The sequence below is a fragment of the Sphingomonas sp. CFBP 13603 genome (assembly GCF_014892665.1).
Taxonomy (GTDB): domain Bacteria; phylum Pseudomonadota; class Alphaproteobacteria; order Sphingomonadales; family Sphingomonadaceae; genus Sphingomonas.
The window spans coordinates 447,022-469,232 of sequence record NZ_JADBIA010000001.1 but is presented as its reverse complement, the minus strand read 5'-3'; the positions used below and the strand labels follow the sequence as shown (position 1 = coordinate 469,232).

At 65.9% G+C, this 22,211-nt stretch carries 21 protein-coding genes and 2 tRNA genes; 15 read left to right on the top strand and 8 right to left on the bottom strand.

Annotation, left to right across the window (positions count from 1 at the left end; genetic code table 11):
• Positions 1 to 94 precede the first annotated feature (94 nt).
• Positions 95 to 562: an Lrp/AsnC family transcriptional regulator gene (locus IFR23_RS02235; protein WP_055880606.1), complete on the top strand. Its 468-nt coding sequence runs from the start codon at positions 95 to 97 to the stop codon at positions 560 to 562.
• A 215-nt stretch (positions 563 to 777) separates the two neighbouring features.
• Here the strand turns inward: IFR23_RS02235 and IFR23_RS02230 are convergent, their stop codons facing one another.
• Positions 778 to 2,070: a tetratricopeptide repeat protein gene (locus IFR23_RS02230; protein ID WP_107961829.1), complete on the bottom strand. Its 1,293-nt coding sequence runs from the start codon at positions 2,068 to 2,070 to the stop codon at positions 778 to 780.
• Between the two features lie 161 nt (positions 2,071 to 2,231).
• Here IFR23_RS02230 and yaaA point away from each other — a divergent pair, with 161 nt between their 5' ends.
• The 5 genes from yaaA to IFR23_RS02205 all read left to right on the top strand — a co-directional run bounded on the left by yaaA (position 2,232) and on the right by IFR23_RS02205 (position 7,437).
• Entirely contained in the window at positions 2,232 to 2,981 is a 750-nt protein-coding gene (gene yaaA / locus IFR23_RS02225) for a peroxide stress protein YaaA (RefSeq protein ID WP_192974507.1), read from the top strand.
• Positions 2,978 to 3,664, top strand: a complete 687-nt coding sequence (locus IFR23_RS02220) for an SDR family NAD(P)-dependent oxidoreductase (protein WP_192974506.1) — start codon at positions 2,978 to 2,980, stop codon at positions 3,662 to 3,664. Before yaaA ends, IFR23_RS02220 begins: the two co-directional genes overlap by 4 nt.
• 254 nt (positions 3,665 to 3,918) lie before the next feature.
• Positions 3,919 to 4,203: a hypothetical protein gene (locus tag IFR23_RS02215; protein ID WP_192974505.1), complete on the top strand. Its 285-nt coding sequence runs from the start codon at positions 3,919 to 3,921 to the stop codon at positions 4,201 to 4,203.
• Positions 4,204 to 4,324: 121 nt separating this feature from the next.
• Positions 4,325 to 7,090 (top strand): DNA gyrase subunit A, encoded by a 2,766-nt coding sequence (gene gyrA, locus IFR23_RS02210; RefSeq protein WP_192974504.1) that lies wholly within the window; start codon positions 4,325 to 4,327, stop codon positions 7,088 to 7,090.
• Complete coding sequence (locus tag IFR23_RS02205) at positions 7,087 to 7,437, top strand: DUF952 domain-containing protein (protein WP_192974503.1); 351 nt, start codon at positions 7,087 to 7,089, stop codon at positions 7,435 to 7,437. The genes gyrA and IFR23_RS02205 overlap by 4 nt, the downstream gene beginning before the upstream one ends.
• 268 nt (positions 7,438 to 7,705) lie before the next feature.
• Here IFR23_RS02205 and IFR23_RS02200 read toward each other — a convergent pair whose 3' ends face one another.
• Positions 7,706 to 8,653 carry an alpha/beta fold hydrolase gene (locus IFR23_RS02200; protein ID WP_192974502.1) on the bottom strand — a complete coding sequence of 316 codons (948 nt, stop codon included), beginning with the start codon at positions 8,651 to 8,653 and terminating at the stop codon, positions 7,706 to 7,708.
• 118 nt (positions 8,654 to 8,771) lie between these two features.
• Here IFR23_RS02200 and IFR23_RS02195 point away from each other — a divergent pair, with 118 nt between their 5' ends.
• A complete protein-coding gene (locus tag IFR23_RS02195) occupies positions 8,772 to 9,701 on the top strand; it encodes an alpha/beta hydrolase fold domain-containing protein (protein ID WP_192974501.1) in 930 nt (309 codons plus the stop codon).
• A 10-nt stretch (positions 9,702 to 9,711) separates the two neighbouring features.
• On the opposite strand, the gene IFR23_RS02190 is transcribed toward IFR23_RS02195, so the two are convergent.
• Positions 9,712 to 9,788 (bottom strand) — tRNA-Arg (locus IFR23_RS02190).
• A gap of 50 nt (positions 9,789 to 9,838) precedes the next feature.
• Positions 9,839 to 9,915, bottom strand: a tRNA-Arg gene (locus IFR23_RS02185).
• 94 nt (positions 9,916 to 10,009) lie between these two features.
• Here IFR23_RS02185 and IFR23_RS02180 point away from each other — a divergent pair.
• Positions 10,010 to 10,519: a hypothetical protein gene (locus IFR23_RS02180; protein ID WP_192974500.1), complete on the top strand. Its 510-nt coding sequence runs from the start codon at positions 10,010 to 10,012 to the stop codon at positions 10,517 to 10,519.
• A gap of 142 nt (positions 10,520 to 10,661) precedes the next feature.
• Here the strand turns inward: IFR23_RS02180 and IFR23_RS02175 are convergent, their stop codons facing one another.
• Both IFR23_RS02175 and hemB read right to left on the bottom strand, forming a co-directional pair.
• Positions 10,662 to 12,902, bottom strand: a complete 2,241-nt coding sequence (locus IFR23_RS02175; RefSeq protein WP_244655392.1) for a spermidine synthase — start codon at positions 12,900 to 12,902, stop codon at positions 10,662 to 10,664.
• Positions 12,895 to 13,887 (bottom strand): porphobilinogen synthase, encoded by a 993-nt coding sequence (gene hemB / locus IFR23_RS02170; protein ID WP_121903472.1) that lies wholly within the window; start codon positions 13,885 to 13,887, stop codon positions 12,895 to 12,897. The genes IFR23_RS02175 and hemB overlap by 8 nt, the downstream gene beginning before the upstream one ends.
• Positions 13,888 to 13,979: 92 nt before the next feature.
• Between hemB and IFR23_RS02165 the strand changes: the two genes are divergently transcribed.
• Positions 13,980 to 14,864: a diacylglycerol/lipid kinase family protein gene (locus tag IFR23_RS02165; protein ID WP_192974499.1), complete on the top strand. Its 885-nt coding sequence runs from the start codon at positions 13,980 to 13,982 to the stop codon at positions 14,862 to 14,864.
• A 233-nt stretch (positions 14,865 to 15,097) separates the two neighbouring features.
• On the opposite strand, the gene IFR23_RS02160 is transcribed toward IFR23_RS02165, so the two are convergent.
• Positions 15,098 to 15,718: a peptidylprolyl isomerase gene (locus tag IFR23_RS02160; protein ID WP_192974498.1), complete on the bottom strand. Its 621-nt coding sequence runs from the start codon at positions 15,716 to 15,718 to the stop codon at positions 15,098 to 15,100.
• Between the two features lie 114 nt (positions 15,719 to 15,832).
• Between IFR23_RS02160 and IFR23_RS02155 the strand changes: the two genes are divergently transcribed.
• From IFR23_RS02155 to IFR23_RS02130, 6 genes are read left to right on the top strand one after another with little or no spacing between them, the layout of a single operon-like run.
• Positions 15,833 to 16,738: an ATP-grasp domain-containing protein gene (locus tag IFR23_RS02155; RefSeq protein ID WP_192974497.1), complete on the top strand. Its 906-nt coding sequence runs from the start codon at positions 15,833 to 15,835 to the stop codon at positions 16,736 to 16,738.
• Entirely contained in the window at positions 16,738 to 17,754 is a 1,017-nt protein-coding gene (locus tag IFR23_RS02150) for an LLM class flavin-dependent oxidoreductase (protein WP_192974496.1), read from the top strand. Before IFR23_RS02155 ends, IFR23_RS02150 begins: the two co-directional genes overlap by 1 nt.
• Positions 17,751 to 18,485: a methionine ABC transporter ATP-binding protein gene (locus tag IFR23_RS02145; RefSeq protein WP_192974495.1), complete on the top strand. Its 735-nt coding sequence runs from the start codon at positions 17,751 to 17,753 to the stop codon at positions 18,483 to 18,485. The genes IFR23_RS02150 and IFR23_RS02145 overlap by 4 nt, the downstream gene beginning before the upstream one ends.
• Positions 18,482 to 19,144, top strand: a complete 663-nt coding sequence (locus IFR23_RS02140) for a methionine ABC transporter permease (RefSeq protein ID WP_192974494.1) — start codon at positions 18,482 to 18,484, stop codon at positions 19,142 to 19,144. The genes IFR23_RS02145 and IFR23_RS02140 overlap by 4 nt, the downstream gene beginning before the upstream one ends.
• 8 nt (positions 19,145 to 19,152) lie before the next feature.
• Positions 19,153 to 19,947 carry a MetQ/NlpA family ABC transporter substrate-binding protein gene (locus tag IFR23_RS02135; protein WP_192974493.1) on the top strand — a complete coding sequence of 265 codons (795 nt, stop codon included), beginning with the start codon at positions 19,153 to 19,155 and terminating at the stop codon, positions 19,945 to 19,947.
• Positions 19,948 to 19,986: 39 nt separating this feature from the next.
• Entirely contained in the window at positions 19,987 to 20,955 is a 969-nt protein-coding gene (locus IFR23_RS02130; protein ID WP_121885960.1) for a magnesium and cobalt transport protein CorA, read from the top strand.
• A 182-nt stretch (positions 20,956 to 21,137) separates the two neighbouring features.
• Here IFR23_RS02130 and IFR23_RS02125 read toward each other — a convergent pair whose 3' ends face one another.
• Entirely contained in the window at positions 21,138 to 22,127 is a 990-nt protein-coding gene (locus tag IFR23_RS02125; RefSeq protein ID WP_192974492.1) for an NADP-dependent oxidoreductase, read from the bottom strand.
• Between the last annotated feature and the right edge of the window lie 84 nt (positions 22,128 to 22,211).

Here is a 22,211-nt window from a genome sequence, read left to right as displayed (position 1 = left end):
TCGCATTGTGGGACAATTGCGTTTCGCCGCAACAATCTTATCGCTATGAAGAATGAATCGCTTGGTTTGCGATGCCCATCAGGAGTTGCGTGAAATGAGTTTTGACCGGATCGATCGGCAGATCCTGTCGCTGTTGCAGGCCGACGGTCGGATGACCAATGTCGACCTGGCCGACCAGGTGGGCCTTACCGCACCGCCCTGCCTCCGCCGCGTCCGAGCGCTCGAGGAAGCGGGTGCGATCCGTGGCTATCATGCGGACCTCGACGCGAGCCGGCTTGGCTTCCCGATCACGGTGTTCGCGATGGTGTCGCTGCGCAGCCAGGCCGAGCACGACCTCGCCGCGTTCGAGCATCATATTGCAGACATTCCGGAAATTCGGGAATGCCACATGCTCAACGGCGAGATCGACTTCATCCTGAAGATCGTCGCGGCGGACCTGAAGAGCTTCCAGGAAATCCTGACGACCCACCTGACTCCAGCGCCGAACGTGGCGAGCGTGAAGACGTCGCTGACGATCCGGACGGCCAAGGCGTTGTCGGGAATACCGGTGGTGGTGGACTGACATCAGCCCCTCGATCCTCCTCCGGAAGGGGGAGGTTGAAGGCACTCGCCTGACGACGGGCGCCGTAAGCAACGAACGACGTTGCGTGTCCTCCCCCTTCCGTTACCTTCGGCGCCACCTCCCCCTTGCGGGTGAGGATCAGGAACAAAGCCCCATAAACGAAAACGGGGCGGCATCGCTGCCGCCCCGTTTCCTAAAGTCCAGGCTTCGCTGGCTTATGCAGCCGGTGCGGCAGCCCAAGTCGTCCACAGACCGGCAACGTCCGACTTCGGTGCGGCCTTCACCGCCGAGAACGCGGTCGCAGCGCCGGCCTTGTCGCCCGAGCGTGCCAGCGCGATGCCGAGATGCAGGTTGACGTCGTCGGCGTCGACACCGCCCTTGGTCAGCGCCAAGCGGTACAGTTCGATCGCCTTGGCGTAGTTGTTCTGGCCGAGATACGCATCGGCCGTACCCGCGGCGAGCTTGCCGTTGGCAGCCGTCGTCGCACGCTTTTCGAGACCTGCGAGCGGACCGTCGGCGGCGATGTTCTTCGTCGCGTCGGCCAGTAGGCCCTTCGCCATCGTGTTCGACGCCGGGATCTTGCCCTGCGCCATGCCTTCCTTGATCACTGCCTGCGCTTCGCTCGGCAGGCCGCGACGGTTCACGCTATCGGCATATTGCAGATAGTCGGTCTGGTCGGCGAGCGAGTTGGTCGCACGCATCAGGCGGAAGATGTCGATCTTCTGCGTCTCGTCGAGCGTGATCAGCGCGTTCTGCTGGATGCCCGAGAGCACCAGCGTGTCGCGCCAGTTCTTGGCCGACGGATACGCGGTGACCCACTTCTTCAGCCACGCCATCGTGTCGGCGTTGCGCTTTGCGGCGTACGACTTGGCGACCGCGTACCGGTAATATTCTTCCGGCGCCTTCTGACCCGCTGCGGTCATCTGTGCGATCGCGGCTTCGAGATCCGCGGTGCCACCGGCGACGTCGCCGCTATCCATCTTCGCCTTGACGATCTGCAGACCGAGGTTCGGATCGGTGTAGCCAAGCTCCTTGGCCTTCGCGAAATACTGCAGCGCGACCGGATACTGCTTGCCGTTGAACGCGAGTGCACCGCGGCGATACGCATAGCGACCACGATCGGCAGCAGGCGTCGCCGCATTCGCGATCAGCGCGTCGAGCGGCTTGGCGAGCGTGGTCTCGTTGACCGGCGCATTCGGGTTCGCGGTCTGCGCGGCGACGATCTTCTCGGTTTCGAGCTGATAGCGCAGGGCGGCGCCGATATACTTCTCGTAATCGGTCTTGGCAGCGACATCGATCTGGTCGATCGCGGTCTGCGCGCCGGCATAATCCTTGGCGGCCAGCGCGGTCTGCGCGGCGATGCCGGGCTTCTGGACTTCGGGGCTCAGCTTCATCGCTGGCGCCGCATCGGCCTTCTTGTCCTTGGCGAAGGCGGGCGTGGTGAGCGCCATGCTGCTTACGCCAGTGGCGAATGCCGCAACCAGTGCAAGCTTGGAAATGGTCTTCATGCGGAAACTCTCCCTCTGCGTCGGCCCTACCGTGGTGGCGCGCGCCGACGCTATATGGTCCGCCGTGCATACGTTCAAGCAAGCGGCTTGTATCCCCGCGCATGGAATTTACCCCGTGAACCGCGATTGAACGAGATGGCGGTGGGCGGTAGATCGCGACGATGATCGCTGTCCTATCGCCCGCCAAGACGCTCGATTACGAGAGCGCACTGCCCAAGCTCGAGCCTACCACGCCGCGGTTCGCCGACGAGGCGAAGACGCTGGCGCACGCCGCCGCGCACCTGACGCAGAAGAAGCTGTCGGAACTGATGCACATCTCGCCCGCGCTGGCGAAGCTGAACGCCGACCGGTATCGCGATTTCGACACGCTGCCCGAGCGGCCGGCAATGTTCGCGTTCGCGGGCGACGTCTATACCGGGCTGGAGGCAAAGACGCTCGACGAGGCGGCGGTCGATTACGCGCAGGATCACGTGCGGATGCTGTCGGGGCTGTACGGCCTGCTCCGCCCGCTCGACCTGATGCGGCCCTACCGGCTGGAGATGGGCACGCGCTGGGCGCCGCGGAAGACCAAGCTGACCGACTGGTGGGGGGATCGGATCGCCAAGCTGCTCGCGGACGATGTCGAGGCGGAGGGATCGGGGACGATCCTCAACCTCGCGAGCCAGGAATATTGGGCGGCGGCGGATGGGAAATTGCCCAAGTCGATCCGCGTCGTGGCGATCGATTTCCGCGAGGGCGAGGCGCAGAAGTTCGTCAGCTTCCACGCGAAGAAGGCCCGCGGGCTGGTCGCGCGGTGGCTCGTCGAGCACCGCGTCGACGACATCGAGGGGATCAAGGGGTTCGACAGCGACGGCTATGCGTATGACGCGGCGGGCAGCAGCGACGCGCAGTTCCGGTTCGTGCGCAAGTGAGCAGCGCGGTCGTCATCGGTGTATCGGGCGGGATCGGCAAGGCGCTGGAAGAGGCGCTGATCGAGGAAGGGGCGTTCGATAAGGTCTACGGGTTCGCGCGGTCGGAGAGCGGCGATCGGCATCTCGATCTGGAAGACGAGGCTAGCATTGCGGCGGCGGCTTTGCGAGTCGGGTCGCCGACGCTGGTGATCGTGGCGACGGGCTTGCTCCACGACGGCGACAAGGGTCCCGAGAAGGCGATGCGCGAGCTCGATCCGGTGTGGATGGCGCGCAACTTCGCGATCAACGCGATCGGGCCGGCGCTGGTGGCGAAGCACTTCCTGCCGACGATGCCGAAGGCGGGGCGGATCGTGTTTGCTGTATTGTCTGCTCGCGTGGGCAGCATCGGCGATAACAAGCTCGGCGGCTGGTATGGCTACCGCGCGTCGAAGGCCGCGCTGAACCAGTTGGTGAAGACGGTCTCGATCGAGGACAAGCGCCGGAACTCCAGCGGGATCGTCGTCGGCCTACATCCGGGCACGGTCGACACCGGCCTGTCGAAGCCGTTCCAGGGCAACGTGACGCCCGGTAACCTGTTCAAGCCGGACCGCGCGGCGGTGCAGTTGCTCGACGTCATCGACGGCCTGCGCGCACCCGACAGCGGCAAACTGTTTGCGTGGGACGGGGTCGAGGTAACGCCATAACGGCCAGCGATACCGGTTTGCCGACCAACCACCTCGTCATCCCCGCGCAGGCGGGGATCCATATGCTCTGACGGTAGCGATGGAGCCGAAAGGTTCGCCACTATGGGTTCCCGCCTCCGCGGGAATGACAAGGCCTTGGCTGGACTTCGGCACTATGCATGACGCCGATTTCACCTGCCTGCCACACTCCGTTCAGGTCCTCCGGCGCAGTCTCTTGGCATCGTCCACCAAGGCCGAAACGAGAGGATACCCGCATGAAGAAGTCCCTCCCCCTCGCGATCCTCGCCGGTAGCGCGCTGCTCTCCGGCGGCGCAGCGGTTGCCGCCACTCAGGCTCAGACCAAGACCGTCCAGCCGAAGACCGTCGCGACGCACACCACGACGACCAAGACCACCACGCCGATGGGCAACACCAAGGTCGCCAAGCGTACCACCACGGTCAAGAAAGGCCGCATGGTCAGCGCCAAGCTAGCGAACGGCAAGACCGTCACGTACGATTGCTCGCTCGCCGGCAACAAGACCAAGACCGCCTGCAAATAAGCCCGAAATTAACGATGAAACCTTGCTCCCTCGCGTGCGTACGCGTGCGCGGGGGTAGTAAGGTGCCCCCCCCTCGGCTAAGGTGTGTCACAACACCGCAACAAGCCGAAAGCGTTCAGATTTGACCGACGAGACCATACTCGCCGAACCCCAGGGCGGCGAGCCCGCCGGCATCGCCACGATCTCGATCGTCGACGAGATGAAGTCGAGCTATCTCGACTATGCGATGAGCGTCATCGTCGCGCGCGCACTGCCCGACGTCCGCGACGGCCTGAAGCCCGTCCACCGCCGCATCCTGTACGGCGCGCACGAGAGCGGCTTCGTCGCCGGCAAGCCCTACCGCAAGTCCGCGCGCATCGTCGGTGACGTGATGGGTAAATACCATCCGCACGGCGACAGTTCGATCTACGACGCGTTGGCCCGCATGACCCAGGACTGGTCGATGCGCGTGCCGCTGATCGACGGCCAGGGCAACTTCGGCTCGATGGATCCCGATCCACCCGCGGCGATGCGCTACACCGAGGCGCGCCTCGGCAAGGTGGCGAACGCGCTGCTCGGCGACCTCGACAAGGACACGGTCGACTTCACGCCCAACTATGACGGCTCGGAGCGCGAGCCCTCGGTGTTGCCGGCGCGCTTCCCGAACCTGCTGGTCAACGGCGCGGGCGGCATCGCCGTCGGCATGGCGACCAACATCCCGCCGCACAATCTCGGCGAAGTGATCGCCGCGTGCCTCGCCTACATGGACAATGGCGCGATCACGACCGAGGAACTGTTCGAGATCGTCCCCGGTCCCGACTTCCCGACCGGCGCGATCATCCTCGGCCGCGCGGGCGCCAAGTCCGCCTACGAGACCGGCCGTGGCTCGATCATCGTCCGCTCGCGGCACATCGTCGAGGAGGGCAAGGGCGACCGTCGCTCGATCGTCCTCACCGAGATCCCGTTCCAGACCGGCAAGAACGGCCTGGTCGAGAAGATCGCCGAAGCCGCCAAGGACAAGCGGATCGAAGGCGTCAGCGACATCCGCGACGAATCGAGCCGCATGGGCGTCCGCATCGTCATCGACCTGAAGCGCGACGCGACCGTCGACGTGGTGCTCAACCAGCTCTGGCGGCACACCCCGGCGCAGTCGAGCTTTCCCGCCAACATGCTGGCGATCCGCGGCGGCCGCCCCGAGCTGCTCAACCTGCGCGACATCATCGGCGCGTTCATCACCTTCCGCGAGCAGGTCATCACCCGCCGCTCGAAGTTCGAACTCGCCAAGGCCCGCGAGCGCGCGCATCTGTTGCTCGGCCTCGTCATCGCGGTCACCAACCTCGACGAAGTCGTTAAGATCATCCGCGGGTCGTCGAGCCCCGCCGAAGCGCGCGGCAAGCTGCTCGCGCGCGAATGGCCGGTCGAGGAGATCGCACCGTACATCGCGCTGGTCGAGGCGGTCGAGGACAAGCAGGCCGACGGCATCTACAAGCTGTCCGAACCGCAGGTCCGCGCGATCCTCGATCTCCGCCTCCACCGCCTGACATTGCTCGGCCGCGACGAGATCGGCGACGAGCTGAAGGCGCTGGCCGCGACGATCGGCGAGCTGCTCCACATCCTCGGCGACCGTGCGAAGCTGTACGAAGTGATGCGCGGCGAGTTGATCGCGATCCGTGACGAATTCGCCACGCCGCGCCGTTCCGAGATCGCCGCCGCCGCCAATGGCATCGACGACGAGGACCTGATCGAGCGCGAGGACATGGTCGTCACCGTGACCATGCAGGGCTATATCAAGCGCACCAGCCTCGACACGTTCCGCGCACAGGCGCGTGGCGGCAAGGGTCGTGCGGGCATGTCGACGAAGGACGAGGACGTCGTCACCGAGCTGTTCGTCACCTCGACGCACACCCCGGTGCTGTTCTTCTCGAACCTCGGCAAGGTCTATCGCTACAAGGTCTGGCGCCTGCCCGAGGGTGGCCCCGCCACGCGCGGCCGGCCGATGATCAACCTGCTGCCGCTGGCACCGGGCGAGACGATCTCGACCGTGCTCCCGCTGCCGGAAGATCTCAGCGAGTGGAGCCGCCTGCACGTAATGTTCGCAACGCAGCACGGCCTCGTCCGCCGCAACGCGATGGACGCGTTCACCAACGTGCCGTCGAACGGCAAGATCGCGATGCGCTTCGAAGAGGGTTCGGAGGACAAGCTGATCGGCGTCGCGCTGCTCAGCGAGCATGACGACGTGCTGCTCGCGACCAAGCTCGGCAAGGCGATCCGCTTCGCCGGCGACGACGTCCGCGAGTTCCAGAGCCGGACGTCGACGGGCGTGCGCGGTGTCACGCTGAAAGGCGACGACGAGGTCATCTCGCTGTCGGTCCTGCACCGTGTTGGCGCAACGCCCGAGGAGCGCGAGACGTACCTCAAGTTCGCACCGTGGAAGGGCGAGCGCGAGGGCGATCACGGCATGGGCGCCGACCGCTACAACGATCTCAAGGACCGCGAGCAGTTCATCCTGACGGTCTGCGAGAACGGCTATGGCAAGCTGTCGAGCGCCTATGATTACCGTCGCACCGGCCGCGGTGGTCAGGGCATCACCAACATCGACAACATCGCGCGCAACGGCCCCGTCGTGGCGAGTTTCGCCGCGGCGAAGGGCCATCAGCTGATGCTGGTGACCAACCAGGCGAAACTGATCCGCACGACGCTCGCGTCGCTCCGCGTCATCAGCCGCAACTCGGCCGGCGTGAAGCTGTTCGACGTGGCGAAGGGCGAACACGTCGTCTCCGCCGCACGGATCGAGGAAACCGAGGAAGACGCCGAGATCAACCTGGCGGACGCCGTGCCCGAGGTCGCTCCGGATACCGGCGCGACGATCGGCGAGGACACGGCTGCGGGCCCGGAGGACGGCGAATGAGCCGCGATCCGATCGCCTATAAGGTGCTGACCGGGGAGCAACTGGCGACTCTGGAAAGCGGAAGCTTTGCGGGCGCGCCGGTGGATGTGGCTGACGGCTACATTCATCTATCCACCGCCGAGCAACTGACGGAGACGGTCGACAAGCACTTCGCCGGTCAGTCGGACCTGCACGTCGCGGCGATCGATCTCGAAGCGCTTGGCGACGACGTGAAGTGGGAAGAGTCGCGGGGGGGACAGCTGTTCCCGCACATCTATGGCGGCCCGCTGCTGCTGGAGGTCGTGCTGTCCTACGGCGCTCTGGAGCGTGACGAAGCCGGCCAGGTGAAGCTCCCCGTCGCGGGCTGACCGGTACTCAAACGCAAGCTTGTTTTCCCGCGAAGGCGGGAGCCCAGACTGGGCTCCCGCCTTCGCGGGAGAACAAGGAGCGGGAGTTGCCGCTCGATTATGGCAGATCGGTTCTGACCATTCTGCAACCACCCCGGCGGAGGCCGGGGCCCAGTTGGGGAACGTCGCTAAGGGAGCGCTGTCCTCAGTTACATCGACCTTTCCAACTGGACCCCGGCCTCCGCCGGGGTGGATAGTTTATTTAAGTACGCTGCCCCCAACCGCAATCTCACCCAGCCGCAAACGCAGCCATTACAAACCGCGCACAAGCCTCCGGCGCAGTGATCGGGATCATGTGCCCGCCCTCGATCGTGTCGATCTTAGCCCCCGGAATCACCGCAGCAGTCCGGTGACCATTCCAGGCCGGATCAAGAATCGCATCCTGCCGCCCGAACAAGATCCGCACCGGCAAACCGATCTCCGCATACCGCCCGACCATCGCCGTCACGTCGTCGTTCGCCCCGGCAAGATCCGCCGCCGCCGCCGCGATCGCGATCGGCCGCGCGGACAGCGCGCCGCCGCCCCGTGTGATGAAATCCTCCGGCACAGCCTCGGGCGCAAACACGCCTTCCAGCGTCTTCTTCGCGGTCAACCGGCTGAGCGGCGTCCCCAGCACCTGCGCGAACGCCAGACGCGCACCCGACGGGATCCGCGCGAGCCCGCGAAAACTCTCCGGCACCTGCTCCAACGGCTGCGTCAGCGGCGCGATCAGGGCGAGCGCGCGAACCAGATGCGGATGGTCGAGCCCGACTGCCAGACTGAGCGCACCGCCCAGCGAATGCCCGACCAGCAACGGCCGATCGAGCCCGAGCTTCTGGATGAAGTCGGCGATGATCGCGCCCTGCCCGATGATCCCCGGCATCGCACCCGTTGCTGTCGAGTAACCCGACCCCGGCCGATCGACGACGATCACGCGATACTCGTCCTTGAGCAAATCGACGAGCGCATAGCTGAAGTTGCGCAACTGCCCGGCGAGCCCGTGGACCATGACGATCGCCGGCCCGCTGCCGACATCGATATAATGCAGTCGAGCGCCCGCGACGTCGAGAAAGCGACCTTCCGCCGGCACCAGGTCTTCGGCAAGCCGCGCGACGCGGCTCGAATAAAGCGACAGCCCGATCCCCGATACCGCCGCCAGCAGCGCCCCGCCGATCAATCGCTTGCCCGTCCGCTTCATAGCCATCTCCTTCAAATCCTTAGTGCGCTGAACGCCCGGCCTTGTCCAAAGTCGCAGCCGCCCGCGCAGGGAACCCGTTACAGCCACCGAACGTCCGGTCCGCGAAGGAGATGCGCCGGTGGATCCACAGGCTCGAACGATACTCGACACGATACAGACACTCGCCCCGGATGCTGATCCGCACGCCGACGATGTGCGGTGGCTCGCCGACTTCCGCTACCAGACGGCGTTGCTGAAGACCTTCTCGGGCGATCCGGAACCGGTCCATGCGATCACCCACCTCATGCTGCCGTCGGAGTCCGGCCCGCTGGTCGTGCGGCTCTATCGCCCGAAGCCTGGTCCGTTGCCGCTGCTGCTGCACATCCACGGCGGCGGCGCGATCGCCGGGTCGATCGACGGCCACGACCCGGCGTTGCGCGCGCTGGCGAACCGGACCGGCTGGCTGGTCGCCGCCCCCGCCTATCGCCTGGCGCCCGAACACCGCTTCCCCGCGCAACTCGACGATAGCTGGACGACGCTTCTCGGCCTCATCGCACAGGCCGACGCGCTGGACATCGACCTGTCGCGCATCGTCGTCTCCGGGGACAGTATAGGCGGTACGCTCGCGACCGCGCTCGCCTACCGCGCAACGTCGGAAGGCGAACCAGCCCTACGTGGCCAAATCCTGCTCTACCCCAACACCGACCTGCGCCGCGATGCCACCTACCCGTCGCGGCAAAGCGAAGACGGCAACATCATCGACGTGAAGTCCTTGGAGCGCCAGATCGACCTGTACCTAGCCTTGGACGCAGACGGCACCGGTCCGCGCGCGTCGCCCGTCCTGGCAGGCGACCTCGCTGCCCTGCCCCCGACCTTGCTCGTAACCTGCGAGAACGACCCGCTGCGCGACGAAGGCGAAGCATACGGACAGCGCCTGCGCGACGCGGGCGTCACGGTCGACCACGACCGGTTCGACGGCATGATCCACGCCTTTCTGCAAATGGGCGGCAGACTGGACGCGACCGACCGGCTGCTCGATCGCATCGCCCGCTGGCTCGACGCCCGATGATAAGGAAAAATGGTGCACCCAGAGCGATTCGAACGCCCGACCCTCAGATTCGTAGTCTGATGCTCTATCCAGCTGAGCTATGGGTGCATCGCCGTCCCGTGACCGGTTCGACAAGCCCGCCGTGAAGCGGAAAATCCTGGTGCACCCAGAGCGATTCGAACGCCCGACCCTCAGATTCGTAGTCTGATGCTCTATCCAGCTGAGCTATGGGTGCACTGGAGGGGCGCTGATAGCAGGCATTTTCGGGGGCGCAAGGGCGTAGCGCGATAAAGTTGTGTCGCGCGACGCGGACGCATAGAGCGGCGGGCATGAAACTCGCCGCTCCGCTCCGCTCGCTGTCGCTACTCGCCCTGCTCGCGGCGTCCGCATGCAGCAAGGATACCACCGCCTATCCGTCGCTCGGACTGCGCCCGGTCGAGAAGCTCGGATTCGCCGAGCCCGAGGTGAAGACCGCGGTGGCCGCGCCCGATCCGGTGCTCGATGCCGATATCCGGACGATCTCGGGCAAGCTCGATGCGATCGCCACCGGCTTCACGCGCGACGCAGCCAAAACCGAGGCCCTCGCACGGACCGCACGCGGCGGCGCAGTCGGCAGCGACGCGTGGCTCGCCGCGCAGACCGCACTCGCCGGGCTCGACGACTGGCGCGCACAATCGTCCGCACTAGTGACGGACATCGAGCAACGCGCCACCGATCGCGCTGCCAAGCTGCAAGCCGACTATCCGGCGCTAGCCGCGATCCGCGACAAGGCGCAGGCGGAGAACGATCGCCAAGGCGCCACGATCACGCGCATCCAGGCAAGCCTCCCCGCCGCTTAGTTCACTTCTGATCCTCCCCCGCCAGGGGGAGGTGTCTGGCGCTTGCCAGACGGAGGGGGAGGAAAGCGAGCATGCTGGTTGCGTGTCCTCCCCCTCCGTCGCCTTCGGCGCCACCTCCCCCTAGCGGGGGAGGATCAGACGGCTAGAACCCCTTCAACAACGGCAGGATCGTCGAATAATCGTCGGTCCACGCGGTGAAGCCCTTGCGCGGCACCAGCGGCGCCCACTCGGCATCACCCGCTCGCAACGCCGCGATTGCCTTCGGGTCACGCGACAACGCCACCCAGTCCGACGCCGACGCGCGATCGACCAGCAAGCTCGACGGGCGATATTTCAGCTCGACCGCAGTCCACCCGCCCTCTCGCGCCGCCGCCGCGATCACGGGTTCGAGATCGATGAACCGGTTCGAGATATGCACTAGCAGCAGCCCGTTTCGCGACAGCACGCGGCCATAGGTCGCGAACGCCTCGCGCGTCATCAGGTGCATAGGCACCGAGTCCGATGAGAACGCATCGAGCGCGAGCAGGTCGAGGCTATCGGGCGCATCATGCGCGAGCGCGATCCGCGCATCGCCCATCCGGATTTCCGACTTGGGCAGGCACCGCGAAAGATAGGTGAACTGCCCGGTATCGCGCGCGATCCGCACCACAGCCGGGTCGATCTCGTAGAACCGCCAGTGCTGACCGGGCTTTGCGTAACAAGACAGTGTCCCCGTCCCCAGCCCGACGACACCTATCCGCGCCTGCGGGCCGTACAAGGCAGGCGCGGCTCGCATCGCCTGCCCTACGCCCGATCCGGCCGCGTAATAGGTGGTCGGAGTCTGCTCGCGCTCAGGCGAACCACGTAGCTGGATGCCGTGCACCGTCGTCCCGTGATCGAGCTCGCGAACGCCGCCATTCGGGCCCGGCGTGTTGCGTACGGTATAAACCCCGAAATAACTCCGAACCCGCGCGCCTGGATCGAGCGAGAACTCGAGCGACCGATACCCGCCGAACAGCACCAGCGCCCCCGACAGCACGACCATGTACGGCCGCCGCGCGCCGATCGCGACGAACCCGATGGCGGCTATCACGAGGAAATCGAGACCCTGCCGGCTCTCGCCGAAGGCGCCGTCGGGATGGGTGATCCGCAAGCCGATCAGGACAACCAACACGACGACGATCGCGAGCAGCGCGACATGTTTCGCCGGCCCCTTGCCCATCCACAGCGCGCGAAATCGCCCGAACAGATACATCTGCGGCACCAGCGCGCCCGCCGCGAGGATCAGCAGCGGATACTCATACGTCCAGTCGAACACCACTGGCGCCACCAGCGCAGCGAACACCCCGCCGAGCGCGCCACCCGCCGACATCGCGAGATAGAACCCGGTCAGACGATCGGGCGCCGGCCGCTTGCGGTACAGCGTCGTGTGCAACGCAACCGAGATCATGAACAGCAACACCAGCGCGATCCCCGCACTGAAGAACGGCCGCTCGTTGACCCCGCCCATGATGATGCCACCGAACAGCAAAATCGTGATCGGCGCGATCCGCGTGAGCAGGTCGGCGAGCCAGCGATCGTTCGCGAACGCCACGCTAAAGCTCAGCAGGTACAGCCCGAGCGGGATCACCCACAGCAGCGGCATCGCGACGATATCGGTAGTGATATAGGTCGAGGTCGCCAGCATCATCCCCGACGGCACGAGCGCCAGCGCGATCCAATGCGCGATCCGCCGCGCGCCCGGCGGCGCGCTGGTCGCTGCGACATGATCGACCGCCGCGGTCTTCGGCAGGCGCGTGGCGCAGGCAAGCACCAGCACGATCAGCAGCAGATAGCCGCCACTCCATAACAGGCTCTGGCCGTGCACCGCCATCAGCGGCTCGACCAGCAGCGGGTACGCGATCAGCCCCGCGAAACTGCCGAGGTTCGACGCGGCATACAGCGCATACGGATCGCCGCCGCCACTCGCCGCACTGAACCAGCGCTGGATCAGCGGCGCCTGCGCGGAGACCGCAAAGAACAACGGCCCTATCGACAGCCCGAGCAGCCACGGCACCCACAAGGCTGGCAACGCGTCCGCCGGCAGGTCCATCGCGATCAACCCGATCGGCAACCACAGTGCCGCAACGATAAGCACGCCAAGATGGACTGCCGCCTGCGCACGCGGCCTGACCCGCCCGAGCCAATGCGCATACGCATAGCCCGCGAGCAGCAGCGCCTGGTACACCAGCATCGCCGAGTTCCACACCGCCGGCGCGCCACCCAGCCGCGGCAACGCCATCCGCGCGACCATCGGCTGGACGAGGAACAACAGGAACGAGCCCGTCAGGATCGTCGCGACGAACATCGTCCGGCACCAGCGCGCCATCAGGGGCCTGTCGTCCGCGCCGACAGCGTCAGCCATTCAGCAATTTCGCCGCGTGCGCCGCGTGGTAGGTCAGCACACCCGAGCAACCGGCGCGCTTGAACGACATCAGCGTCTCCAGCACCATCACGTCGCGCTCGGCAGCCCCCGCCGCGACGGCGTGCTCGATCATCGCGTATTCGCCCGACACCTGATACGCGAACACTGGCACCTCGAACGCCTGGCGTACGCGGACGATGATGTCGAGATATGGCAGGCCGGGCTTGACCATCACCGTGTCGGCGCCCTCCGCCAGGTCCATCGCGACTTCGCGCAGCGCCTCCTCGGCGTTGGCGTTGTCCATCTGGTACGTCTTCTTGTCGCCCTTGAGCAGCCCGCGCGAGCCGACCGCGTCACGGAACGGACCGTAGAACGCGCTCGCGTACTTGGCGGCGTACGACATGATCTGGACGTTGTGGTGCGAGTCCGCCTCGAGCGCGCTGCGGATCATGCCGATCCGGCCGTCCATCATGTCCGACGGCGCGATGATGTCCGCACCCGCATTAGCTTGGTTGAGCGCCTGCGCGACGAGCATCTCGGCGGTGGTGTCGTTGACGACATAGCCGGCCGCGTCGACCAGCCCGTCATGGCCGTGGCTCGTATACGGATCGAGCGCGACGTCGGTCAGCACGCCGACCTCGGGCACAGCATCCTTCAGTGCGCGGATCGCCTGGCACATCAGATTGTCCGGGTTGAGCGCCTCGCGACCATCCTCCGTCCGCCGCTCGACCTGCGTATACGGGAACAGCGCGATGCACGGGATGCCGAGGTCGCGCGCCTCGCGGCCGCGCGCGACGATCCCGTCGACCGACCAGCGCGACACGCCCGGCAGGCTGGCGATCGGTTGCTCGACGCCGGCTCCCTCGGTGACGAACAACGGCCAGATCAGGTCGGCGGGCGTCAGCACGGTCTCGGCATGGAGGCGGCGGCTCCAGGCGGAGGCGCGGGTGCGACGGAGGCGAAGCGCGGGATAGCTTGCGGTCATGCGGCGGGCTTTGCGGGATGCGCGGCGACGGATCAAGTTTTACGGGCAAAGCGTTACGGGTGCGAAACCGCATGCCGTGCGTTGGGGGCCTTATGTCGAACGATACGATCACGTCCGCGGCGCTCGTCGTCAACGCCAAGTCGCGCAAGGGCCAGAAGCTGTTCAAGCGCGCCTGTGCGGCGATGTCGGGGCTGCCTTATGAGGTCGACGCGCATGCGGTCGAGGATCCGAAGGACCTGGAGGCGACGGTGTTGCGGGCGCTCGCGAAGAAGCCGGACCTGCTGATTCTCGGCGGCGGCGACGGTACGGTCAGCGGGCTGGTGGACCTGATGGTCGGCCACGACGTGATCCTCGGCGTACTGCCGCTCGGCACCGCCAACAGTTTTGCGCGCACGCTCGGCATTCCGTTGAATATCGAGGGCGCGGTGGAGGTGATCCGCACCGGCAAGCCGCGCAGGATCGATCTCGGCATGATCGACGGCGATTATTTCGCAAACTGCGCGGCGATGGGCATCAGCCCAAAGATCGCCGAGACGGTCCCGCACGGGTTGAAGAAGATCTTCGGCAAGGTCGGCTATCTGGCGTGGGCGACGTATCAATATATGCGCTTCCGCCCGTTCACGCTGATCGTCGGCGAAGGCCCGACCGCGGTGAAGATCCGCGTCGTCGAGGTGCGAATCTCGAACGGGCCCTATCATGGCGGCACCGAACTGGTGGATGCGGCGGCAGTCGATTCGGGCGAGATCGTCGTGCAGGCGGTGATGGGGCACGTGAAGCGGCGACTGGTGCAGAACTGGTATGCGAGCGTGTTCCGGCTCGAGTCTCGTCACGAGAAGGTGCGGGACTTTCGGGGAAAGAGCCTGAAGATCAACACGATCCCGCCGCTGCCGATCTCGATCGACGGGGAGGTTCTGGCGAAGACCCCGGTAACGGCCAAGGTCGCGGCCGGAATCATCCGGGTGATGGCGCCGGCCTGAGGCCCTCGACTAACGGCACCACCCGCCCCCTTGTTCTCCCGCGAAGGCGGGAGCCCAGTCTGGGTCCCCGCCTTCGCGGGGAAACAATCTAGTGGCGGGTAACCTTTCCTCACACCACCCCGGCGAAGGCCGGGGCCCAATTGGAAAGGTAGGAGTAACTGATCGCAGTCCCACGTTAGCAACGTCCCCCAATTGGGCCCCGGCCTCCGCCGGGGTGGAATTGAGTGGTGGCGTTACTTCACCCGACGAACGGTCAAAATCTTAACCGGCGCAGCAATCATCTGCCCCTTCATCACCCCAACCCCGGCAGTCGGCGACGTCGGCGCAGCAAGAATCCGCTTCACCACGTCCATCCCCTCAACGACGTGCCCGAACGCCGCGAACCCGGCCGTATCCCCGCTCCCAGCCGGGTTCGCATCGAGCGACAACACCGGCCCGACCGTAATGAAGAAGTCCGCCGTCGCGCTCCCCGGCGCGAACCGCGCCATCGAGATCGTCGCGTCGACATGCGACAGCCCGGTCTGGCTGGTCGGCTCATGCTTCACCGGCGGCAGCAGCCGCTTCGCATCACCCCGCGGCCCGCCCTGGATCAACCCGGAGTCCGCCCCGAGCTTCATCGCCCGGTAGAACGTCACCCCATCGAGCCGCTTCTGATCCACATAGCGCAGGAAGTTCGCGGTCGTCAGCGGCGCGCGATCCTTCTCCAGCGCCAGCGTGATCGGCCCCTCGCTCGTCGTCATCACGATCGAGACGGTCGCCGGAGCAACAGGCGGCGGCGCAAGCGGAGCCTCCTGCGCCGAGACGGAAACCGCGCCGAGGACGGCAAGAGCGAGCGTGACGAATCTGGAGATCATCCGCTACGCTACCGCGTCCTCCCCTCCCTGTCAGCGGCCCGGCGACACGATATTGCGCGCGGCAAAGTTTTGCTTGGGTTTGCACGCCCGTGCGCAATGCGTATCCGGGTCGCGATGACCGATCTCGCCATTCTCTACGAGCACCCGCTCTGGTTCGAACCGCTGTTCGCCGCCCTCGACCGCCGAGGCGTCGACTTCTCGCGCGCGACGCCGGACGGTTTCTGGAACCCCGCCGACCAGAGCGCCCCCGCCCCCGTCGTCTTCAACCGCATCGCGATGTCGAGCTTCCTGCGCAACGACGAGCATCCGATCTTCGACACGATGGCATTGCTCGATCACTGGCGCCGCACCGGCGCACGCGTGGTCAATGGCACCGACGTCCTCGCGATCGACGCCTCCAAGGCCCGCCAATTGTCGCTGATCGCCTCGCTAGGCCTCGCGATCCCCGAGACTCGCGTCGTCCACCGCGCCGCCGACGTCGTCCCTGCCGCGCAGACGCTGCGCTTCCCGCTGGTCGTGAAGGCGAACATCGGCGGATCAGGCGCAGGCATCATCCGCTTCGACAGCCTCGACGAACTGCGCACCGCGGTAGCCGATGCCGGCCTGCCGAGCAGCGTAGACGGCGTGCTGCTGGTCCAGGAATACGTTCCCGTCCGCGACGGTGCGATCACCCGGATCGAGACGCTCGACCGCAAGTTCCTCTACGCGATCGAGGTCGCGGGCGGCGGCGCATTCGATCTCTGCCCCGCGGATGCATGCGTCGTCCCCGGCTCGGGCATCAGGATGGCCGCGGTCGAGCCCTCGCAGACCTTGAAGGACGCCGCCGAAGCGATCGCCCGCGCGGTCGATCTCGACGTCGGCGGGGTCGAGGTGATGATCGACGACCGCGACGGCGTCGCGCGCTTCTACGACATCAACGCGCTGTCGAATTTCGTCGCCAAGCCCTTGGATGTGCTCGGCTGGGATCCCCACGACCGCCTCGTCGATTACCTGATCGAACAGATCGAGAAGGCCCGCTGATGCGCTATGGTTACTGGACTCCCGTCTTCGGCGGCTGGCTTCGCAACGTCCCCGACGAGGGGATGGAGGCGAGTTGGGCGTATAACAAGGCGCTGACGCAGAACGCCGAGCGCTGGGGCTACGACCTGACGCTGATCGCCGAGCTGAACCTCAACGATATCAAGGGTATCGAACAGCCCGCACTCGACGCATGGTCGACTGCGGCGGCGCTGGCGGCGGTGACCGACAGCATCGAGCTGATGGTCGCGGTCCGCCCGAACTTCCACCACCCCGCGCTGTTCGCCAAGGCGGCGGCGAACATCGATCGGATCTCCGGCGGGCGGCTCGCGCTCAACGTCGTGTCGTCCTGGTGGGCGGACGAGGCCAAGCAATACGGCCTCCAGTTCGACCAGCACGACGATCGCTACGCGCGCACCGCCGAGTGGCTGACCGTCGTCGATGGGTTGTGGACGCAGGAGCGCTTCGACTTCGCGGGCCAGTTCTACACCACCGAACAAGCGATCTGCTCACCCAAGCCCGCCAAGCGCCCGACCGTCTACGCGGGCGGCGAAAGCGAGAAGGCCAAGGCGATGATCGCCGCGCAGTGCGACGCGTACGTCATGCACGGCGACCCCGCCGACGCGATCGCCCCGAAGATCGCCGACATGGCCGCGCGACGCGAGGCAGCCGGCGGCGCGCCGATGCAATATGGCATGGCCGCCTACGCGATCGTCCGCGACAGCGAGGCAGAGGCCAAGCGCGAGCTGGAGCGCGTCACCAGCGTCACCGAACTCCCCGCCGGCTACGCGAACTTCGACCAGTGGCTGTCGGGCACGCAGCTCGAACGCGAACTCAAGATCCAGGAATATTCCGTCTCCAACCGCGGCCTGCGTCCCAATCTGGTCGGCACGCCCGAACAGTTGAAGGAGCGCGTCGCTGAGTACGAGGCGGCCGGTCTCGACCTGCTGCTGCTTCAGATGAGCCCACAGGCCGAGGAAATGGAGCGGTTTGCCGCGCAGGTCATGGGCACCGCATGATACGCCTAACTGACGTCGTTAAAACCTACCCGGCAAGCGACGCGGCTGCCCTCGACGGCGTGTCGATGGAAATCCCGGCGCGCGGCGTATTTGGCGTCATCGGCCAGTCCGGCGCAGGCAAGTCGACGCTGATCCGCCTGATCAACGCGCTCGAACGCCCGAGTTCAGGCCGGGTCGAGGTCGATGGTGTCGAAGTAGCCGCGTTGTCGGCGGCGGACCTGCGCGCGCTACGCCGCCGGATCGGCATGATCTTCCAGAACTTCGGCCTGCTGTCGTCGCGCACGGTCGCCGCGAACGTCGCGTTCCCGCTCGTGCTCGCGGGCGTATCCAAAGCCGAGCGCGAGACGAAAGTCGCCGCACTGCTCGACCGCGTAGGCCTCGCCGATCACGCCGCCAAATACCCTGCCCAGCTCTCCGGCGGCCAGAAGCAACGCGTCGGTATCGCCCGCGCGCTCGCCACCGACCCCGACATCCTCCTTTGTGACGAAGCGACCAGCGCACTCGATCCCGAAACCACCCGCTCGGTCCTCACCCTCCTCCGCGAGCTCAACCGAGACCTCGGCCTGACGATCGTCCTCATCACCCACGAAATGGACGTCGTCCGCTACGTCTGCGACCGCGTCGCCGTCCTCGAGCGCGGCCGCATCGTCGAGACCGGCGACGTCGCCGACATCTTCGCCAACGCCGCCCACCCGGCAACGCAGCGCATGCTCGCGGCGCTGGCGGCATGAGCTTCTTCGCCAACATCGACTGGTCGGACATCGGCAAGGCCTGCCTCGACACGCTGGTCATGCTCGGCGGATCGCTGATCCTCACGATCGCGTTCGGCCTCCCGCTCGGCGTCCTGCTCTACCTCACCGACCGGGACCGCCTGTCGCAGAACCGCGTCGCCAACGCCGTGCTCGGGATCATCGTCAACATCCTCCGTTCCGTCCCTTTCATCATCCTGCTGATCGTGATGATCCCGCTCACCGTGATGCTCGTCGGCACCTCGCTAGGCGTCGCCGGCGCGATCCCGCCGCTCGTCGTCGGCGCCGCGCCGTTCTACGCACGGCTCGTCGAGGGATCGCTCAAGGAAGTCGACCGCACCACGATCGAGGCGGTGCAGGCGATGGGCGCCACCACGCGCCAGATCGTCACCGGCGCGCTGATCCCCGAGGCGCTCCCCGGACTGATCGCCGGCGCCACCGTCACCGCAGTCGCGCTCGTCTCGTTCACCGCGATGGCGGGCGTAGTTGGCGCGGGCGGGCTTGGCGACCTCGCGATCCGCTTCGGCTATCAGCGCTTCCAGACCGACGTCATGGTCGTGACCGTCGTGCTGCTGGTCGTGCTCGTCCAGATCATCCAATATGCTGGCGACGCGCTCGCCCGCCACTTCACCCGCCGCTAGGAATTCGCATGAACCGCCGCACCTTGCTCGCCTCGTTCTCGCTGCTCGCACTCGCCGCCTGCGGTGGTACCAAGACCAATGACGGCAAGACGCTGACCGTCGCCGCGACCGCCGTGCCGCATGCCGAAATCCTGGAGTCGATCAAGCCGACGCTGGCCAAGGAAGGCGTCGACCTCCAGATCCGCGTCTTCAACGACTACGTCCAGCCCAACCTCCAGGTCGAGCAGAAGCAGATCGACGTCAGCTATTTCGAGACCAAGCCGTATCTCGACGAGTTCAACGCCTCGCGCGGCACGCATCTGGTCACCTATGCCGGCGTCCACGTCGAACCGCTCGGCGCCTATTCGCGCAAGTGGAAGTCGATCGCGCAGGTACCCAACGGCGCGACCGTCGCGATCCCCAACGAGCCGAGCAACGGTGGCCGCGCGCTGCTGTTGCTCCAAAAGGCTGGGCTTATAACGCTCAAGAACCCGACCAATCCGCTGTCGAGCCTCAACGACATCGCCACCAACCCGAAGAACCTGCAGTTCAAGGAACTGGAGGGCGCCACCCTGCCCCGCACGCTCGGCGAAGTCGATCTCGCGCTGATCAACACCAACTACGCGCTCGACGCGAAGCTCAACCCGGTCCGCGACGCGCTCGCGATCGAGGACAAGAACAGCCCCTACGTCAATTTCGTCGTCGGCCTGCCCGGCGGCGAGAAGGACCCACGGGTCGTGAAACTGATCGCCGCGCTGCGCAGCCCGGCCACCAAGACCTTCATCGAGCAGCATTATCGAGGTGCGGTCCTGCCGGCGTTCTGATACCGGCGCGAGCCCAGTCAGCGTAATCTCCGAGGCTCCATGACGGTCGTCGCCGCGTATCTCTATCGTCATGGCAAGCGCGTCCGCGCGGTCTCGATCGACGAAAAGGTCGACTGTCCCGCGGACCGTTCCGAGTTCGTCTGGATCGGCATCTGCGACCCGACCGACGCCGAGATGCGGACGCTGAAGGACCAGTATAACCTCCACCCGCTGGCAGTGGAGGACGCGATCAAGGCGGACCAGCTGCCCAAGGTCGACGTCTATGGCGATCAGCTCTTCGTCGTCGCCCGCACCGCGCAGTTGGAGCAGGACAAGATCGCATATGGCGAAACCGCGATCTTCGTCGGCCACAGCCACATCATCAGCGTCCGCCACGGCTCGGCACGGTCGCACAAGGCACTCCGCGAACAGCTCGAAGCCGCGCCGACGTTGCTGATCAACGGCGTCGACTATGTCCTCCACGCAATTCTGGACTACGTCGTCGACGGCTACCTTCCGATCGTCGAGAGCATCGAGGACGAGGTGCTGGCGATGGAACAACGCACGATCGACGCATTCCTAGGCCGCGACGAAATTGTCCGTATCTTTGGTCTGAGACGCGAAATGATCCGCTTCCAACGCATCCTCGGACCGATGGGTGAGGTTGCAGGCAAGATCGTCCGCCTCGACCTGCCCTGTATCGATACCGAGGCGAAACCGTATTTCAGCGACGTGCTCGACCACGTCCGTCGCGTGCAGACGATGGTCGAGGGCCTGCGCGAAGTGCTGACGTCGGTGTTCGAATTCAGCAACCTGCTGGAGCAACAACGCACCGGCGCGATCACCCGCCAGCTCGCCGCCTGGGCCGCGATCCTCGCAGTCCCGACCGCGATCGCCGGGATCTACGGCATGAACTTCGAAAACATGCCCGAGCTGAAGACGGAATACGGGTATTTCGTCGTACTGGGGGTGATCGGGGTCGTCTGCGCCGCGCTGTACGTGAAGTTCAAGCAGGCGAAGTGGTTGTAGGCCCGCGGATCGACCTGATCGTCATTTCAGCGAGGCGGTCAGACCTTGCCCCCACCCCGGCGAAGGCCGGGGCCCAATTGGGGGCCGCCAATGACGGGCGTTACGCTCCGTTACCGCGACCTTTCCAATTGGACCCCGGCCTCCGCCGGGGGGGGTAGGTGCTGGAATGGAAGACGTTTAGCTCAAACCTTGACGAGCATCTTCCCCGTGTTCCCACCCGAGAACAGCCCAAGGAACGCGTCCGGCATCGTCTCGAGCCCCTCGTGCACGGTCTCCTGCCGCTTCAGCGTCCCCGCCGCCAGCATCCCGCCCATGTCCTTGTAGAACTCCTCGGCGCGATTCATGTAGTCGCTGACGATGAACCCGCGGATCTGCACGCGGTTACCGATCAGCCGCGCGAGGTACTTAAGCTGCGTCGCCGCGCCGCTGTTATACACATCGATCATCCCGCACACCGCGAACCTGGCGTGCATCCGCGCATGCGCCAACGCCGCATCGAGATGCTCGCCGCCGACGTTGTCGAAATACACGTCGATGCCTTTCGGCGCCGCCTCGCCAAGCGCCTTCACCACCGGCACGTCGCTCTTATAGTCGATCACCGCATCCGCACCGAGCGACTTCACCCACGCGCACTTCTCCGCGCCGCCAGCCGAGCCGATCACCGTCATGCCCTTGGCCTTGGCGACCTGCACCACGGTCGATCCGACCGCACCCGCCGCCGCCGACACGAACACCGTGTCGCCCGCCTTCGCCTCGGCAACCTGAAGCAGCCCAAAATACCCGGTCATCCCCGGCATGCCGAGCTGACCCAGAAACGCCTGCGGAGGCACGTCGAGCGCGGGCAGCTTCTGCACCTGCGCGGCGGGCACCACCGCTTCGTCGCGCCAGCCGGCCATGTGCAGCACCATGTCGCCGACCTTGATGCCGTCGTCGTTGCTCTCGACCACTTCGCCGACCGCGCCGCCCTGCATCGCTTCGCCCAACGCGAACGGCGGGACATAGCTCTTCACGTCGTTCATACGCCCGCGCATGTACGGGTCGACCGACAGCCAGCGATTGGCAATGCGCACCTCGCCGGCGCCGAGCGCGGCCGTATCGAGATCGATCATGGCGAAGTCGGTATGCTTCGGCATGCCTTGCGGACGTGCCTTCAGGCTCCATGCACGGGCCATAAACTTGCTCCTGTCTAGATTATTCGTGTTGCGGGTATGGCGAAAAGCCCTGCGCGCGCAACCCGCAAAAAAGCCCGGACGTTT